Genomic DNA, 16978 nt, shown 5'->3' with positions numbered 1-16978 from the left:
TGACTTCAGAACCGCCTCCACCTGGACCCTACGGGCGCGCGATGAGCACGGGTGACGTCCAGATCGGATCCGAGCCTTGAGATCCATCGAACAGATTGCGTCGAGCGTTGCTGATCGCCGGGCAGACCACCAATTCGCGATAGAATTCCCGAGCGAAGGCAGGGGCTTTCTCATCATCAACGTCCCAATGAAATCGGATAGCCATAGGAATATTGTTGCGAGCAATTCGAGCGCCGCCAGCGCCGCGTTGCTCCGGCAGCAGCTTAAATGTCGCGGCCCACACTGGCTAACTTTGGGCTACTTAAGTCGGCCCCGACACGAGCTGGGGCAATCTGGCAGGCGCGACGTTACCCTCGGGCGTCCAGAGGCGCCATCGCACGTCGACTGCCGCAAATGTGAAACAGTTCACACCTTTATTGCGCCGCCTGCGATAACGATGAGAGACGAAAGTTAACGGCCTTGGTGCCAGAGCGAAATTGCGCAGCAAGGCTTCGGGGGCTGCCGATGGATACAAATATCCCCAGATCAGCAATGCGACCTCAGTCGACGGATCGCTATTTCCAGTTTGCCGCTTGGCTGGGACGCTTCATCGACGCCCGACGCCTCGCGTTTCGCATGCGCGTTTATCGAGTGTCATGCCATTTCCTCTGTCAACTTGATCTACTGAAGTTCGCATTTAGCGTTCTGCGCCGCGTTCGACCGATACTCATCTTCAACAAAACACTTGTCGTTACGCGGGCGCGCGAGGTGCGCGAGGTGCTCGAGCGCTTCGACGACTTCACACTGGGCGAGTCCATCGACCCGGGAATGCCATGGGGCAATTTCCTCATGACCGTCGATTGGCGGCAGCAGCATGCGCAAGAGCGCAAGTGGCTTCAAGACGCCGTCGACAAATCCGATTCCGACAAAATCAGAGCGATCGTTATTGGCGAGTGCCGCGCGCGCATTGGTGCAGCCAATGCCCGGATCGATGTGGTCTCCGAGTTGCTTGAACCCGTCGTGGTCGAGATCGCTCACCAGTATTTCGGTGTTCGTCCTCTAGCGGGAAGCGCGAAAGAAATGGCCCACGCCATGCGTGACCTCGCCGGCATCATCATGGTTAAGCCACCGACGGGATCGGAACCATGGTCCCGCTCACGTGCCAGCATCGCAAAAATTACCGATCTCGTGCTGAATGAGATTTCGAACGCCGTTTCATCTCCGGCTGCTCGCAGGGATACTCTCCTCGTCCGCCTCACCAAAAAAGTACGCACTCCTGGCGCACCGGCTTGGTTCGATGAAGACTGGATTCGGCGTTATCTTACAGGCCTGCTTGCTACCGGGGGAGCGACAATCGTTCGAGCGGCGGCAGGGGCCGTCGATCAGATCTTGGCGCGTCCCGATGCGCTGCAGGACGCTCAGAAAGTAGCGCGCGAGCTCAATGAAGCCATGGAGAGCCGTGATCAGGCCAGGGTGGACGAGCTTCGCTGCAAACTTCGGCACTACGTCTATGAGGCGCTACGCTTTCGGCCGATGTTGCCGCTCTTGCTTCGCGACACACCGCGCGAGACAGTGATTGCCTACGGTACGAAAAACGCTCGTATCGTGCGTGCCGGAACGAGGGTTCTCGCTCCCCCGCTCTCGGCCATGTTCGATGAAGAGGCAGTCCCCGATCCCTCGCAGTTCAACCCATCGCGGCCATTCGATCAGTACCTTCATTTTGGCTTGGGGCCACGGCAGTGCTTTGGGCGATATATTGCCGAAATAGCCCTGCTGGAGGTCTTCAGATCGCTCTTAGTGCTAGATGGTATCTCGAGGGCAACAGACGCGAAGGGTCAGCTCCGCTTTGACGGGCCGGTAGCTGCCAGCCTGGTCGTCACATTCCAAAGCGGGTCCCGGCCCGCATGGTCGGATGGACAGCATCCATGACGAACTACATCACGGTCATCACGCCACTGGAAGGCTGGGATACAGAATCGTGTCGCCAGTATCTCCGCGCCAACGCCGAGCCGGAATCGGACATGCGATGCAGGCCTGAGTTCCGGTTCGATTTCATCCCGAACCTTCACTTTGCCAGCTTCACCCTACTCGAGGCGACGGACGATTTCGGACCAGGCCTTGTCTTCGAAGCGACCTTCGACGGATCGAGAACGGACTTTGTATCAAATCTCCTGCAAGTGGCCGGCGCAGGCATGCAAGAGCTCTATCGGCATTGCCCAGGCTGGCCCGCTTGCGGTCTGGCAACGCCCAAGCTCCTAATGGATTACCTGATCGAGCACGATCAAGGAGCTCACATCTACTTCTCCGGCAGTCCCGGCCGCAGCGTAGCGGAAATCAGGAATGAAGGTGGATTGCATTCGAAGATCGTCAGCTACTTCTCCCGAGGCCAACCTGGCGCGGCCTTCGCTCCACGCCTGGACGGGCTCTTTGTCCAGCTGCGCGGCTTCATAGCCGGGCAGAAAGACAATCGCTGGGCGGAGCAACAGGCACCGGTGCCATGCGAGGTGCGGTTCCGGCGCGCGAGCCTGGTAGCTGTCGTGATTGCCGCTTTGGCCCTGGCTTGCCTGATCGGCGCCATCTGCGATTGGGTCGCCGTCGCATACGGTCACAAGCCTCTTTTGGACTCGCTGAAGTCCACTTTCGAGGAAGTGGGTCGAATTGACGGAAGCTGGGTCAGCCGGATCGCTCCCAATCTCTCGCCGCGATTGTTTCTGCCCATCGGACTGGCTGGTATCTGGCTCGTCCTTCGCATAGTCGAACTTTTTTTCACCAGCTGGAGCAAACATCCGCGCGATCAATTCTTCATCACGCGTGTTCCGCTGCACATCATGATAATTCTGCGCTATGGCGTGTTAGCCGTTTTCATTGGTTCGGTTCTGCTGGCTGTCATTCCGCGTCTGGGAACATTGTGGCTTGCGACCAGCTTATCAACGTGGATCGCGCACTCAATTTCCCTGCTGCTGCTTGTCGTTCTGGTGATCGTGCTGCTCTTTCTGCAATACCTGGCAACCTCCTTAAGGATATTGGTCGAGATAAAGAAACTCGAAGGCCCGCAGGAGAACTTGAGGCGTCTGGGACTCGACCTTGTCCGGTTTGCGATGGTGATCGTCGCATCCTTCGGCGCCCTCATCATCAGCCGTTACTTGCCTGCGTTGATGACCGACCCGACCGCCAACGAGCTCGTCTACCGGTTACTCTTGATCGCCGCCTACGGCTTAATCGGTGCCGTTATCCTGTACGCGCTTTTTGTCCTGCTTCTTTTGGTTGTGCACGCGCGCGAGATTGCAGACAGGCAGCACTTTGACGACCCCGTTGCGCTCGAGGCGAGAATCGCCCAGAACTCCAAGAAATATACGCGGGAGGAAGGCGGCAACAACCGATGCCAAAATCATCTTGCAAGCCTCACGCTCGTCAAGCCTGGCTGGGTTCACGGCATCGCGTTGCGCGCTACGCTGTTCGTCATCAATCTCCTGTCCCGCTTCTGGTTCAATGTCGGCACGCTCGGCGACATCCCGACGATCCTTTCGGCCCGCTGGGTTCTTATTGATGGAGGCCGACGGCTGCTGTTTCTCGACAATTATGGAGGCGCGTGGGACAGCTACCTGAACGAGTTCATCGACATGGCAGCGGTCAAGGGGCTGAACGCCATCTGGACGAATACCTTCGTTGAAACCGCCCCCGGCGAGCGGTGGAGCTTTCCCGAGACGCGATTCTACTTCTGGCAAGGGGCACAAGCTGAGCGGCCATTCAAAGCTTACGTGCGCGAGAGCCAAATCGAGACCATCGTTTGGTACAGTGCCTATCCCTCACTGAGCGTGGTGAACCTAAATACCAGCACAGCGGTTCGACAATCCTTGTCCAGGCCGCAGGTCCCCAGCGGGGTCGATGCCGTCGTGCAGAACCTTTGAGCGGGTGCCGTCATGGAAAAAGTCGACTGGGAAAATGTGCAAGGTCTCGTCCTGTACGGATATGGGAGGCTGACGGATTCGGCCTACCTGTTGTTGCGCTTCCGGCCCGGTGAACTGCCGCGCAAGAAAAAGTGGATTTCCGATCTCGGAAAGCGGCTGACGAACTCCCGGCCTGGGCCAGGCCGCGATACACACACCGCGAGGAATCTGGCTCTGACGGCCACCGGCCTGCGGCATCTCGGAGTCGAGGAATCCACGCTCAACTCCTTCTCGTTCGAATTCCTCGAAGGAATGGCGCCTGAGCCAACGCCGGATATGCCGATACCGCGCCGTACCAACATTCTTGGCGACCTCGGCGACAGTTCACCGGAGCACTGGAATTGGGGCGGCTGGAACGAAGAGACGCGCGCCGTCGACGGCCTCCTGATGCTGTACGCGGTGAAAGGGGAGCTCGACGGGCTGATCAAGGCCGAGCTGGAGGCGATGGAGGGCATACTCGACGGCGAACCGAAGGTCTTGACGGGGCAATTCTTTCCCGACCCGGACGCGCAATCCGGGAAGGACGGGCGAACCACAAAGGAGCACTTCGGTTTTTCCGACGGGATATCCCAGCCCAAAATCGAGGGCCGCCCGAAGAAGACGCGGGAGGGCGATGGCAGCGAGCAGAAGTCCGAGCAGAAGTCCGAGGTCAAGCTGAGCTCTCACATCAGGCCGGGCGAGTTCCTGCTTGGTTACCTCAATGAGCGCCGCGCACGCGTCACCAACGGGCACGGCCGAGATATCAGACGGAATGGAACGTATCTGGTGTTCCGACAGCTCGAGCAGGACGTCCCCGCGTTCCACGACTTTGTTGCGAAGGTGGCAGACGATATTGGCGAGACCGCCGACTGGGTTGCCGCGCGTTTGCTCGGTCGCTGCAAAGACGGCATCCCGCTGGCTCCCGAACTCCCCAACGCTGACAAGGAAGATCGGAAAAACAACTTCCTCTATTACTACCAGGACCGTTACGGTTTGAATTGCCCGATAGGGGCGCACATCCGGCGGGCAAATCCGCGCGATTCCCTCGGACCGGATCCGGAAACAGCTCTGCGTCTTTCGAAGATGCACCGCATTATCCGGCGCGGGCGCCCCTATGGGGAACGATGGGAGCCGAATGCCACAAATGCTGGTGGTGAAAGAGGGATGTTGTTCATCGCCCTCAACGCCGACCTAGCAGGCCAGTTCGAGCTGATTCAGCACTCATGGATCAATAACCCCAGTTTCAACGGCCTTTACACCGGAACGGATCCCATCAGTCATTTCTCCGACGGCAGCCCAATCGTGATACAGAGCCGTCCCGTCAACCTTCAAGTCGAACGTCCAAAGCCGTTCGTTAAGGTCAGGGGCGGAGCCTATTTCTTTCTTCCGGGAATTCAGGCGCTGCAGGACATCGCAGGCTGAATGCACCATCGTGGCGCCTTTCAAACAGCGTGCGAGGTGCGATCGATCGCGAGAGAGGAACGACATCGGTCCGTCAATGGACGCATCCCGCATTTGGTTGCGAGCTCCAACGCTCGTTCGAGGTAGGATTGAGCCTCGGTCCGGTCGCCTTTCGCCAACGAGATATCGCCCAGCAGCTTCAGCGCATGAGCCTGTTGTGGCGGCTCGCCGCGCTCCTCGGCCAGCGCCAGGGCCCGCCTCCCTGAAATCCGTGCCTGTGCGTGATCGCCCGCGGCGAGAAAGGCATGCCCCTGTGCCACGAAAAGCCAACCCCAGCCAAAGGCGTTTTCGCCAAGCGGCACGTCGAGCCGCTCTGGCTTGGAGAGAATCTCGGCCGCAGCCTTGACATCGCCCAGCGCCAGATAGGCTTCTCCCATCCGCGCGGCGAGTATCGGATACATCTGCACGATGCCGCGATCGAGGCATGTTTGCCAGCACTCCTGCAGGATCGACAACGCCTCCACATGCCGGTCCTGGGCGATCCTGAGCCGGGCAAGGACATGCGATATATTCGCCCGCGAATAGAAATGATTCTCGGCCCTTGTCACGGCATCGTTGGCCATGATTTCGGCCCGTTCCATTTCCCCGATTTCGATCAGGGAATCGGCTAGAAAAGTACGAAGCACGACGCTTGGATAGGCGGCCCAGCCGGCGCGCTTCGCATCAAGCTCCGGGCTTTCGAACGCAAAACACTTTTCGTGTACCTCGATCGAGTCTCTGTAGGCTCCGGTTTCGTGGAGTACCATCCCGATGTTGTGCAGCGATGCAAAGTTGAGAGCGGGGTCGCCGATTCGCTGCGCGATGCAGCTCGCAGCCTTGGCTGCCTCCATTGCATTTTCGTGCTCTCCAATTCTCCACAGCGCGACCGCCAGCTGGCAATTGACGGCGGCATTGCGTATTGGATCGTTGGAGGAGCCATCAAGCTCCCGTGCCTCGCGCAAAACATCGGCAATCAGGCGGTGCTTGCCAAGCGGCTCCAGCGCAATGACAACGATGAGGCGGAAATCGATCTCAGCCTTGATTTTGTCCGCCGAGGCCGGCCTGTGCGACAAGGTCTCCAGTCCCCGATGGTAGATTCCGATCGCATCGTGGTTGGCGCCGCGCCTGACGGCACGCCGGCAGCTTCGCAGCTGATACGGCACTGCCTTTTCCCAAAGCCCGGCCATAAATGCGTGATCGGCCAGCCGGTCGATGTGCTCGTCGAGCCGGTCGCTAAAGCGGGACTCGATGATCGCAACCGCCTTAGCGTGCAGCGAGCGGCGCGTCCCCAGCAGCATCGTCCCGTAGGCAACTTCGCGGATCAGCTCGTGCTTGAAGGAGTACTCTGAGCCGACACGCTTCACTCTGCGAAGGAAGTCTGCTTCCTCCAGCTGCTTAAGGTCTCCCGATATCCTGCCCGCAGGCACTTCGAGCATCCCGGAGAGCACCGCGATGGAAACGTCAGATCCGATCACCGCAGACGTTTGCAGCAAAGCCTTCGACAATCCGTCCAGTCGATCAATGCGGGCAGCCAGGACGGTATGGACGGTCTGCGGGATATCGATCCGCTCGGCAGGTTTGCTGAGGCGATAATCTCCTGGCTCTCCCTCGAAACTGCCTGTTTCTGCGAGAGAGCGGACTAGCTCTTCAATAAACAGCGGATTGCCTTGCGCTTTGGAGACGATACGGCTGCGTATAGACTGCAGGGTGACGTCCCGGCCGATAAGGCGATCGAGCAACTCCTGAGAAGCCCCCTCCGCGAGCGCCGACAGTTCCAGGCGAAGCAGATCGGGGTCGGCCAGATCACCTTCCGGGCGCTGAGTAATGATTAGGAAAACGCGCAAGCCGCGCAGCAGACTGAGGACATTGTGGAGAATGATCCTGGTTTCGCTGTCAATCCAATGGACGTCCTCAACTATGATTAAAAGGGGTGTGCGTCGCTCGTGGAACAGGACTAGAGCCGTAACCGCTTCGATAATTTCACGGCGTTTTTCCGTCGGCTCCAGCTTCTTCCACTCCTGATCCTCGACGCTGACGTCCAGCACTGAAGAAATTGCCGGAAGGAATTTCGACACTGGGGGGTCCAGCGAAACGATCTGCTCCCCTATTCGCCGGGCGACGATATCGGGCATGTCATCGACATCGATTCCGAACATGTGACGGATCAGATCGCTGATCGGATAATAGCTGGACTGGGTATGCTGGGGAACGCATGCGGCTTCCAGCACCATCCACTCGCTGGGAAGCTCGGCAACGAAATCATGAATGAGCCGCGACTTTCCGAACCCGGCGGCGCCAATAACGTTCAGGGCCTGTCCATTCCCGCTCGCGGCTCTTCGCAAAAGGCCACCGAGCATGTCAATCTCCGCCTGCCGGCCCACGAGCACGTTAAGGCCTTGCGACGACCGCGCTTGCCAGCGCGTGGTCGAACGCATCCCACTTAATTCGAAGGCGTCGACCGGCTCCGACACGCCTTTCAGCGAAACAGCGCCCCGCGGCTCCGCGGCGATGAAACCTTTAGCCAGCTTTTGGGTCGCAGCGGTCAGCATAATACCGTTCGACGCCGCGAGCTCTTCCATGCGGGCAGCCAGATGCACGGTCTTTCCGACCGCATCGTAGTTCATCACCAGGTTGCTGCCGATCGAGTGGATGACGACGTGGCCGGAATTGATTCCGACCCGCAGGGAAATATCGCTGTTCCTGCTACGATTCAGCTCGCGAATACCGGCCTGCATGGCGATCGCGGCACGACAGGCCTGCACCGCATGGTCCTCGGTCGCAATGGGAGCTCCGAAAAGCGCCATGACGCCATCGCCACGCGCCTGGTTCATGAAGCCATCGTGCTGATGGATTACATCCATTAGCAATTGAAGAACCGGTCCCAAGATTTCGAGCGCCTCTTCCGGATCGAGTTTGTCGATCAGCGCTGTTGAGCCTCGGACGTCGGCAAACAAGACCGTGACGTGCTTGCGTTCGCCAGACATGGCGCCGCCGGAATGCAAAATCCGCTCCGCTAATCTGGGCGGGACCTTCGATTGCAGAAAAGTCAGCGCGTTCTGGTCTGTCGCGTTCCCTAAGGCTCTTGATCGTCCGCAACCGCCACAAAAGTTAGCACTCGGCCGGATTTCGAAGCCACAATGGCTACACCGACGGCCCAATTCGCTGGGTAAATTGCGCCGCTTCATTACCACGGCAGTTACCCTCTTCACGGCATAATGTTATCCAGTTCCATCCCGAGAATAAGACAACCGGAGAAGGAAGGCGAGCAAATTGCGCCGACCGACCGGTTGAGGCCTTCTCCGCCGCGGGCCGGCTATTTCGCCGAGATAGGTCATTGCGGCTAGGAGCGGCCGGCAATCAGCGGGAGCGTTCGCTTAGGAACCCAATCGTTGACATGGGCCTATCGAAACCTTTCAGCCAAAACCCTCGATGTAGGCGCGCGCCGCCGGGGCATCATTTTCCGCAACGGCAAAGATACCAACGGCGTGGATTTCGTGAGGTACTCCGCAATTCGGGCCTTGCCGCATGTCCATCATCATCGAGGCTACTGCCTCGCGTATCAGGCCAGCCCTGAGAAGCGCGAGTGCGCTCTCCTTGCTCCGCTCAATGCATTGGCTTCGCGTCATTGTCGATAAGCCAATGAACGAGAAAAAACGTGCTTTCGCTTGCCATTGGCCGTCCCCCTTGGTCGTGGCGCCGAGCGCACATTTTTGTGCATTTCGACTGAGGAATGTGTGAACTATTTCACACTTTGGCCGAATGTCATTCGGCGGCTATCATGGAAGAGAGCCGCAATTCCACCTACCGTTGTCTGCTTGGATTAGAAAACGCCGCTTTGGCGGCCGCCAGTAAGCTTCCGGTCTACGCTGACACGCAATAGGATCTGCCTCCAGCCATTCGGCCATCCTTTGGCGGTAGTCGGCCGACGATTGTAAGAGCTTTGGAGCCGTGATGAGGACGACGCCGCCTGGAACGTCAGCGGAGAAGCAGGAATTCCCGGCTCATCTCGCCCTAGCGAGAGGATCTGAGCCGCAGCAAACGAGCAAGTTTCTTTCTAGATTCTCTCCCTCCGCCATTGACCCCATCACGCCACCTTCCACCTCCCATCCCCCGCCCGCTTCAGCACGGGGTCGTTCACCCGCACATGCTCGGCGAGAAAATCGATGAACGCGCGCACGCGCGCGGGCAGGGGCGCGGTGTGGCCGACATAGACGGCGTGGATGTCTTCGCGGTCGCCGGGATTGTAGCTTTGCAGCACCGGGACGAGACGGCCCGATTCGATGTCGGGGCCGATGTGGAAGAGGGCGAGGCGGGCGAGGCCGACGCCGCCGAGGGCGAGGCGGCGGGCGATTTCGCCGTCGCTGGCGCGCGCGACGGGCGGCGGCAGGGCTTCCTCGGTGCGGTCGCCGCGCCGGAATGGCCAGCCGCCGCGGATGCGCGGAAAGGTCCAGCCGATGCCGCGGTGCTCAGTGAGATCCGCCGGCGTCTTCGGCGTGCCGAAGCGCGCCAGATAGGTTGGGGTGCCGACGACGACCATGCGGCTGGTGCCGAGCTTTCGCGCGACCAGGCGTGAAGCTTTCAGGGGCCCGACGCGGATGGCAATATCGGCCCGTTCCTGCATCAGGTCGATCAGCGTGTCGGTCAGCACGAGGTCGAGTGTGACCTCGGGATGCCGTTCGAGGAAGCGGGGAATCAGCGGTAGGACGTGCAGCATGCCGAAGGGAAAGTTGCAGTTGACCGTGAGGCGGCCGCGCGGCGCCGCGCCCGAGGCCGCCTCGCGCTCGGCCTCTTCCATCTCTCCGAGGATGCGCAACGAGCGCTGGTAAAAGGCCTGGCCCTCCTCCGTCAGCGTCAGCTTGCGCGTGGTGCGGTTGATCAGCCGCGAGCCGAGGCGCGTCTCCAGTCGCGAGATCAGCTTGCTGACGCCCGACGGCGTCAGGCGCAGTTTTCGCGCGGCCTGGGTGAATCCGCCCAAGTCGACGACGCGGACGAAAACCTCCATCTCGGCGGACCGGTTGGTGTCGAAACGAGCCATGTTGAATTCACGTCACAAATGATTGGATTGCGGACATCCTAATGGTTTTGCCGCGCTGCGGCTATCTGCGTGGCTCGTCCCTCGCATTGGAGCCACGCATGCCTCCCGCCGTCCTCGCTCTCACCGCCGGTGCCTTCGGCATCGGCACCACCGAGTTCATCATCATGGGCCTGTTGCTCCAGGTCGCCGCGGACATGCACGTCTCCGTGCCGGTCGCGGGACTTCTGATCTCCGGCTATGCGCTCGGCGTCTTCGTCGGTGCGCCCGTCCTGACGCTGGCGACGCGGCGGATGCCGCGGAAAACCGTTCTTCTCGCCCTGATGGCGATCTTCACGCTCGGCAACGCGGCTTGCGCGCTGGCGCCGAACTACGAATTGCTGATGGCGGCGCGGGTGCTGACCTCGCTCGCCCACGGCACCTTCTTCGGCGTCGGCTCGGTGGTCGCCACCAGCCTCGTCGCGGAGGACAAGCGCGCGTCGGCGATTGCGACTATGTTCATCGGCCTGACGGTCGCGACGCTGCTGGGCGTGCCCTTCGGCGCCTGGTTCGGCCTGATGCTCGGCTGGCGCGCGGCGTTCTGGGCGGTGACGGTGATCGGCGTGATCGCCTTCGCAGTGGTGGCCACATTCGTGCCCGGCCATGTCGGCAACGGCGACAAGCCGGTCTCGCTCTCCGAGGAGATCGCGGTGCTCGGCCGTCCGCAGGTGCTGCTCGGCCTCGCCATGACCGTGTTCGGCTTTGCCGGCCTGTTCGTCGTCTTCACCTATATCCAGCCGATCCTGACGCGCTTCACCGGTTTCTCGGAAGCCGCGGTGTCGCCGATCCTGCTGGTTTTCGGTGCAGGTCTCGCGATCGGCAATGTCGCCGGCGGCAAGCTCGCCGATCGCGGCCTTGCGCGTGCCCTGATCGGCACGCTCGCCGCGCTCGCCATCGTGCTGCTTGGCCTTGCTGCCGTGCTGTCGGTCAAGATCGCAGCCATCGCGCTGATCCTACTGCTCGGCATCGCGGCCTTTGCGACCGTCGCACCGCTTCAGCTTCGCGTGCTGGAAGCCGCCGGCCCCAGCGGCCGCACGCTCGCCTCCAGCCTCAACATCGCCGCCTTCAATCTCGGCAACGCGCTCGGCGCCTGGGCGGGCGGCGTCACCATCGACCGCGGGCTCGGTCTCTCCGCGCTGCCGCTGGTCGCGGCCGGCATCACCGCCGTCGGTCTCGTGCTCGCGCTATGGAGCCTCCAGCTCGACCGCAGGCAGACCGTCGTCGCCGCGTGCCCGGCGGAATAGGAGAATGATCATGGAATATCGCAATCTCGGCTCCTCCGGCCTCAGGGTCCCCGTCCTCAGCTTCGGCACCGGCACGTTTGGCGGCCAAGGCCCGCTGTTCTCGGCCTGGGGCCGCAGCGGCGCTGACGAAGCGCGCAGGCTGGTCGACATCTGCCTCGATGCCGGCGTCAATCTGTTCGACAGCGCCGATGTCTATTCAAACGGCGCATCCGAGGAAATCCTCGGCGCCGCAATCAAGGGACGGCGCGACAAGGTGCTGATCTCCACCAAGATGAGCCTGCCGATGGGCGATGGTCCGCTCGACGCCGGCTCTTCACGGTATCGTCTGGTCGCCTCGGTCGAAGCTGCGCTGCGGCGGCTCGGCACCGATTACCTCGATCTGCTCCAGCTCCATGCCTTCGATGCGTTCACGCCGATCGAGGAGGTGCTGTCGACCCTCGATACGCTCGTACGCGCCGGCAAGCTGCGCTATGTCGGTGTCTCCAATTTCGCCGGCTGGCAGCTGATGAAGTCGCTCTCAATCGCCGACCGGCACGGCTGGCCGCGCCATGTCGCGCATCAGGTTTATTATTCGCTGCTCGGCCGCGACTATGAATGGGAACTGATGCCGCTCGCACGCGATCAGGGCGTCGGCGCGCTGGTCTGGAGCCCGCTCGGCTGGGGCCGGCTCACCGGCAAGATCCGGCGCGGAAAGCCGCTCCCTGCGAGCAGCCGTCTGCACGCCACCGCGCAGTTCGGCCCGCCCGTAAACGATGAGCGGTTCTATGCCATCGTCGACGTGCTTGATACGATCGCCGCGGAGACCGGCCGCACCGTGCCCCAAATCGCGATTGCCTGGCTGCTGTCGCGCCCCACGGTCTCCTCCGTGATCGTCGGCGCCCGCGACGAGGCGCAGCTGCGCGACAATCTCGGCGCGGTTGGCTGGTCGCTGAGCCCGGACCAGATCACGCGTCTCGACGAGGTCAGCGCCGTGATACCGCCTTATCCCTACTACCCCTATCGCATCCAGGAAGGCTTTGCGCGCCTCAATCCGCCGCTGGTGTGACGGACAACTAATAGAAAGCGGCGATCGCGTCGCCGATGCCCTGGGGAAGGTTGGGTTCGCTCTTCAGCGTGTCCAGGAAAACGGGATCGCCTGATACCGTGAGGCCATCCAGCTTGATCGGATGCAGCGGCTCGGCTGCCGCTGCGACTGCCGCCAAATCCGGACCGGTCCTGACGCCGTTAAATTCCAGCCGCGGGCGCAGTTGGACATTGTTGCCGAACTGCTCGTCCAGCGCGAGGCGCCACCCGGTGCGTGACACCGCTCCGCGGGCGATCGCGTCACTCATGGCGAGGCTGTGCGGCTGCAGCGTGCCGAGATTGCCGAGCGCGGCGCGGAGGCGGCTCGTCGCCTCCGCCAGCGTGATCTTCTCGATCCCGGGATCCTGGTCGGGCGAGGTGAAGTCGATCACCCGCGCGCTGCTGCCGATCTTGAGCGCCTCGCCGATTCCACCCGCCTTTTGCATGACTGTCTTCGTCCCGTAACGGGCTCGTCCGCCGATGGTGACCAGAACGATGTCCTGCTCGCGCGATTTGATCAGATGAGCGTAGGGATCGCCGGTGACTCCCTTCACGACCAGAAGGTCGGCGAACTTGCCGCTGGCGATCGTTCCCAGTTTCGCATCCCACTTCAGGATCGCGGCCGGATTGCGCGTCGCCATCGAGACGATGTCGTAGTCGCTGAAGCCGAGATTGAAATGCGCGGACACGACCTTGGCCGCCTTCAACTCGCCGAGCAGGTTCTTGCTGCCGGACGGCGACCAGTCCGAGCCGAGCGCAATGGTGAGGCCGGCCGTGCGCGCCGCAACGACATCGGTCGTCTTTCCGTAGAGCAGCAGATTGCTCAGAGGCGACCAGACGACCTTGGCGCGGTTTTCGGCCATCGTTCCGAAGTCGGTCGCATCGAGTGCCGTGCAATGAATGCCGGCCAGCGACGGCTCGATCGCCCAATCTCCCTCGGAATTGCGCAAGGCGAGGAAGTGGCTATGAGCCTTGGTGTCGATGCCTTCGCTGAGATGCAGCAGGAAGCACGATGACGATTTCAGCTCGTTGTCGAACTTCGCCCAGTCCTCGGCATCTATGTCGGGAATCTTCGAGTGTGCTCGCGGCAGATCGGGAGGGCTGCCGATCTCGGCGGCGCGCATCGCGCCCTTGTAATATTTGTGGATGGTGCCGCTCCAGTTCGACAGCGTGATCCCCTGGCTCGTCGTGGTGCCGGCGACCATGCACTTGGCTTCGACATAGCGGACCAGGGCCGGCAGCAGCGAGCCGTCGTCGGCCAGCGCAATCGCGCTCATGGGGCCGGTTACGGACGTCTTGTAGGACTTGGCGTTCTGCCATTGGTCGCGATTGCCGTAGGGCTGCGGCACGCGCCAGAGCGGCAGGATGTTGTAGCTCAGGTGATTATGCAGCTCGATCAGGCCGGGATAGATGGTGCCCCCGGTCGCCACTGCAACGACAGCCTCGAAGCCTGCCGGGGCCGGCTGTCCCTTGGGTACGATCGCGGCGATGCGATCGTCCTCGATGAAGATCGTCCCGCTCTTGATGACGTCGCCCTCGGCGGTCATCGTCACGATCCGCCCGCTCAGCGCCCATCGCTTCGGGTTGATAGCCGGGTTCACGGGATCACTCCGTCGGGGATGGTGATCGTGATCGTGCGCCGCTTGGCGGCCGCGTCGGCGCCCTGGCGCACGGCCCATGGCGTGTCTCCGCGCATCCAGGCCGGCAGTCCCGCCGGGAGATCCTTCGCGATGATGTCGAAGAGCTCGGTCGGTTTGAAGGCGTCGCCATAGGGCACGAGCGTCGTCGGCACGTCGGGATGCTGGACCTCGGGTGCGAGAGCCGCGAGCGCGGCATTCCACTTGGTCAGCATGATCTTGGTGTTCGCGGCCCGCGTCGCGTTATCATGGGCCGAGCTTTCCGGCCAGGTCGGGTGCGTGATGTGCTGATACGCGAGGGTCTTGTAGGCCGCGCCATCGGACGTCTTGAGCCAGGCCTTCCACGCCTCGTCAGCGAGGCCGCCGAGCGAGACAACGGCCTCGATATTGCCGGGCGCGAGCACGGCCTTGAACCATTTGTTGCGATAGTCGACGATGCCCGGCTCGTTCTTGTGCTTGTTGCCGCCGCTCTGCCCGTAGACGCTGTACAGGAAGGTGTTCACCATCACGTAGCTCCGCGTGATGCCGAGCTTGGCGAGAAAGCCCTGAGTGCGGCGCCCCGCGGTGCCGACCAGGATCCGGCGCACGATCGTCTCGTGCTGGGCGGGATCCTGACCGACCACGAGCACACGCGCCGATCCGTCGAGCCGGCCGCGATGAAAGATCGGCCCCCATTCAATCCGGAAATCGTTGGGATCGTAGGTTTCAGCGGCCGGATAGTCGGCGCACAGATCGCGAAAGGGCTGCTGGTCGTATCCGCTGTCGAATTCCACGAGCATGGCAAATGCTCCGATGTGTCGCGGTCAGAATAGCTACGTCAAAAACCTGATCGCCATGGCACAATATGGCACAATCTTGGCGGTCGTTTGTTCCACCATTCAACCAGTATATGGGTCAGGAGAGCGGGGCCAAAGGTTCATGCACGTCTCTCGCGCCGGCCCGTGGCAGAGCGTCGCGGCGACGCGCCATGCAGAAACGCACCTGTACACGCTCGCGTGATCTCCTTAACTTCCGCCGCGCAATTTTTGGAGATGCGGCGTGGCGAAGAAGACGGCGACCAAGAAGAAAAGTGTTGCAAGGAAAGTAACGAAGACCTCGGTCAAGACGAGCACCGCCCGCAAGGTGGCCGTTGCGAAGGCGGCCAAGAAGACGGTCAAGAAGCCGGCGCCGCGCAAGTCGGCCACGGCACGCCGTCCGAAAGGGCCGGTCTGGCAATGGTCCGCGGTCGACACCGCGGCCGCGATCCGCAACGGCGCAATCTCAGCAGTCGAGACCGTCGAAGCGCATCTCGACCGGATGCGCGCCGTCAATCCGCGGCTGAACGCGGTCGTCGTCGATCTCAGCGAGGAAGCGCTGAAGGCTGCGCATGCGGCCGACAAGCAGCGCGGCAGGGGCGGCGTGCTCGGCCTGCTGCACGGCGTGCCCATCACCATCAAAGAGAATGTCGACTACGAAGGCCGGCCGAATTTCAACGGCGTGCCCGCCAACAAGGATTTTGTCGCGCCGTCGGACTCGCCCGTGGTGCGCAATCTCAAGAAAGCCGGCGCGATCGTCATCGGCCTCACCAACACGCCGGAATTCTCCTTCCGCGGCTTCACCGACAATCCACTGCACGGGCTGACGCTCAATCCCTGGGATCCCAACATCACCTGCGGCGGTTCCTCGGGCGGCGCGGGCTCGGCGGTGGCCGCCGGCATCGGCACCATCGCCCATGGCAACGACATCGGCGGCTCGCTGCGCTGGCCGGCGCATTGCAACGGCGTCGCCACCATCAAGCCGACGCAGGGCCGCATCCCCGCCTTCAATGGAAGCGCAACCGCGGAGCGGCCGATGCTGGCGCATCTGATGTCGGCGCAGGGCCCGCTCGCCCGTCACGTCGGCGACATCAGGCTCGCGCTCGATGTGATGAGCCAGCGCGATCCGCGCGATCCCTGGTGGGTGCCGGCGCCGCTGGCCGGGCCGAAGCCGAAGGGACCGATCAAGGTCGCACTGGCCAGGATCCCGGGGGATATGGACGTCGATCCGTCCGTCCGCGCGGCGCTGCGTCAGGCCGCCGATCACCTCGAGCGTTCCGGCTATCGCGTCAGCGAGGTCGACGTCCCCGACATCGACGGCGTCTGGCAGACCTGGTGCGACATCATCACCAACGAGACCATGGTGATGCAGGAAGCCGGCATGCTGAAGGTGACGTCCGAGGACTTCCACAAGGCCTGGGGCGGCATGAAGACCAAGGCCAATGTGCTCGATATCAAGGCCTGGATGCAGGCGACGGCCGCACGCAACGGCCATATCCGCGCCTGGCAATTGTTCTTCGAGGAATATCCGGTCGTGCTGGCGCCGACCACGGTGAAACCGACGCCGGGACCGCGCGACGACACCGTCAGTGCCGATCGCGTGAAGGAAATCTTCTGGGGCGAGATCCGCTTCATCTCCGCCATCAACGTGCTGGGCCTGCCCGGCGCGGTGGTGCCGGTGACCCTGCATGACGGCAAGCCGATCGGCGTGCAGCTGATCGCCGGCCGCTATCGCGAGGACCTCGCGCTCGATGCCGCGGCCGCGATCGAGAAGCGTGCCGGTGTGCTCGCCCGCCGGCTCTGGGAGACGATGGAATAGGGTGAT

10 protein-coding genes are annotated in these 16978 nt (G+C 62.0%); 6 read left to right on the top strand and 4 right to left on the bottom strand.

Annotated features, from left to right (window positions below; genetic code table 11):
- The first annotated feature begins 504 nt into the window (after nt 1–504).
- Genes AC5ZFO_RS12725 through AC5ZFO_RS12715 form a run of 3 tightly spaced genes read left to right on the top strand, consistent with a single transcriptional unit; the run spans nt 505 to nt 5327 of the window.
- Nucleotides 505–1908, top strand: coding sequence for a cytochrome P450 (locus tag AC5ZFO_RS12725; RefSeq protein WP_496122126.1), 1404 nt, complete (start codon nt 505–507; stop codon nt 1906–1908).
- Nucleotides 1905–3887, top strand: coding sequence for a hypothetical protein (locus AC5ZFO_RS12720; RefSeq protein WP_496122125.1), 1983 nt, complete (start codon nt 1905–1907; stop codon nt 3885–3887). Before AC5ZFO_RS12725 ends, AC5ZFO_RS12720 begins: the two co-directional genes overlap by 4 nt.
- Nucleotides 3888–3899: 12 nt before the next feature.
- Nucleotides 3900–5327: a Dyp-type peroxidase gene (locus AC5ZFO_RS12715; RefSeq protein ID WP_496122124.1), complete on the top strand. Its 1428-nt coding sequence runs from the start codon at nt 3900–3902 to the stop codon at nt 5325–5327.
- 20 nt (nt 5328–5347) lie between these two features.
- Here the strand turns inward: AC5ZFO_RS12715 and AC5ZFO_RS12710 are convergent, their stop codons facing one another.
- Both AC5ZFO_RS12710 and AC5ZFO_RS12705 read right to left on the bottom strand, forming a co-directional pair.
- Complete coding sequence (locus tag AC5ZFO_RS12710; protein WP_496122123.1) at nt 5348–8329, bottom strand: ATP-binding protein; 2982 nt, start codon at nt 8327–8329, stop codon at nt 5348–5350.
- 1100 nt (nt 8330–9429) lie between these two features.
- Nucleotides 9430–10380, bottom strand: coding sequence for a LysR family transcriptional regulator (locus tag AC5ZFO_RS12705; protein ID WP_496122122.1), 951 nt, complete (start codon nt 10378–10380; stop codon nt 9430–9432).
- A gap of 98 nt (nt 10381–10478) precedes the next feature.
- Here AC5ZFO_RS12705 and AC5ZFO_RS12700 point away from each other — a divergent pair, with 98 nt between their 5' ends.
- Nucleotides 10479–11660, top strand: coding sequence for an MFS transporter (locus AC5ZFO_RS12700; RefSeq protein WP_496122121.1), 1182 nt, complete (start codon nt 10479–10481; stop codon nt 11658–11660).
- Between the two features lie 10 nt (nt 11661–11670).
- Nucleotides 11671–12705, top strand: a complete 1035-nt coding sequence (locus AC5ZFO_RS12695) for an aldo/keto reductase (protein ID WP_282520186.1) — start codon at nt 11671–11673, stop codon at nt 12703–12705.
- Between the two features lie 7 nt (nt 12706–12712).
- Here AC5ZFO_RS12695 and AC5ZFO_RS12690 read toward each other — a convergent pair whose 3' ends face one another.
- Together AC5ZFO_RS12690 and AC5ZFO_RS12685 are read right to left on the bottom strand one after the other, a co-directional pair.
- The gene (locus AC5ZFO_RS12690) at nt 12713–14323 is read right to left on the bottom strand and encodes an amidohydrolase family protein (protein WP_496122120.1); all 1611 of its coding nucleotides are present in this window, start codon (nt 14321–14323) and stop codon (nt 12713–12715) included.
- A complete protein-coding gene (locus tag AC5ZFO_RS12685; RefSeq protein ID WP_282520188.1) occupies nt 14320–15138 on the bottom strand; it encodes a uracil-DNA glycosylase family protein in 819 nt (272 codons plus the stop codon). The genes AC5ZFO_RS12690 and AC5ZFO_RS12685 overlap by 4 nt, the downstream gene beginning before the upstream one ends.
- Nucleotides 15139–15397: 259 nt before the next feature.
- Between AC5ZFO_RS12685 and AC5ZFO_RS12680 the strand changes: the two genes are divergently transcribed.
- A complete protein-coding gene (locus tag AC5ZFO_RS12680; protein ID WP_282520189.1) occupies nt 15398–16972 on the top strand; it encodes an amidase family protein in 1575 nt (524 codons plus the stop codon).
- Nucleotides 16973–16978 lie beyond the last annotated feature (6 nt).

It is taken from the genome of Bradyrhizobium sp. Unk1 (genome assembly GCF_059512345.1).
Note: the sequence above shows the minus strand (reverse complement) of the source record. Positions and strands in the feature narration are given on the sequence as shown.

What these genes read in the sequence shown, in the direction of transcription:
- AC5ZFO_RS12725 (WP_496122126.1), top strand. Translation starts at nt 505, where the DNA reads ATGGATACAAATATCCCCAGATCAGCAATGCGACCTCAGTCGACGGAT.
- AC5ZFO_RS12720 (WP_496122125.1), top strand. Translation starts at nt 1,905, where the DNA reads ATGACGAACTACATCACGGTCATCACGCCACTGGAAGGCTGGGATACA.
- AC5ZFO_RS12715 (WP_496122124.1), top strand. Translation starts at nt 3,900, where the DNA reads ATGGAAAAAGTCGACTGGGAAAATGTGCAAGGTCTCGTCCTGTACGGA.
- AC5ZFO_RS12710 (WP_496122123.1), bottom strand. Translation starts at nt 8,329, where the DNA reads ATGTCTGGCGAACGCAAGCACGTCACGGTCTTGTTTGCCGACGTCCGA.
- AC5ZFO_RS12705 (WP_496122122.1), bottom strand. Translation starts at nt 10,380, where the DNA reads ATGGCTCGTTTCGACACCAACCGGTCCGCCGAGATGGAGGTTTTCGTC.
- AC5ZFO_RS12700 (WP_496122121.1), top strand. Translation starts at nt 10,479, where the DNA reads ATGCCTCCCGCCGTCCTCGCTCTCACCGCCGGTGCCTTCGGCATCGGC.
- AC5ZFO_RS12695 (WP_282520186.1), top strand. Translation starts at nt 11,671, where the DNA reads ATGGAATATCGCAATCTCGGCTCCTCCGGCCTCAGGGTCCCCGTCCTC.
- AC5ZFO_RS12685 (WP_282520188.1), bottom strand. Translation starts at nt 15,138, where the DNA reads ATGCTCGTGGAATTCGACAGCGGATACGACCAGCAGCCCTTTCGCGAT.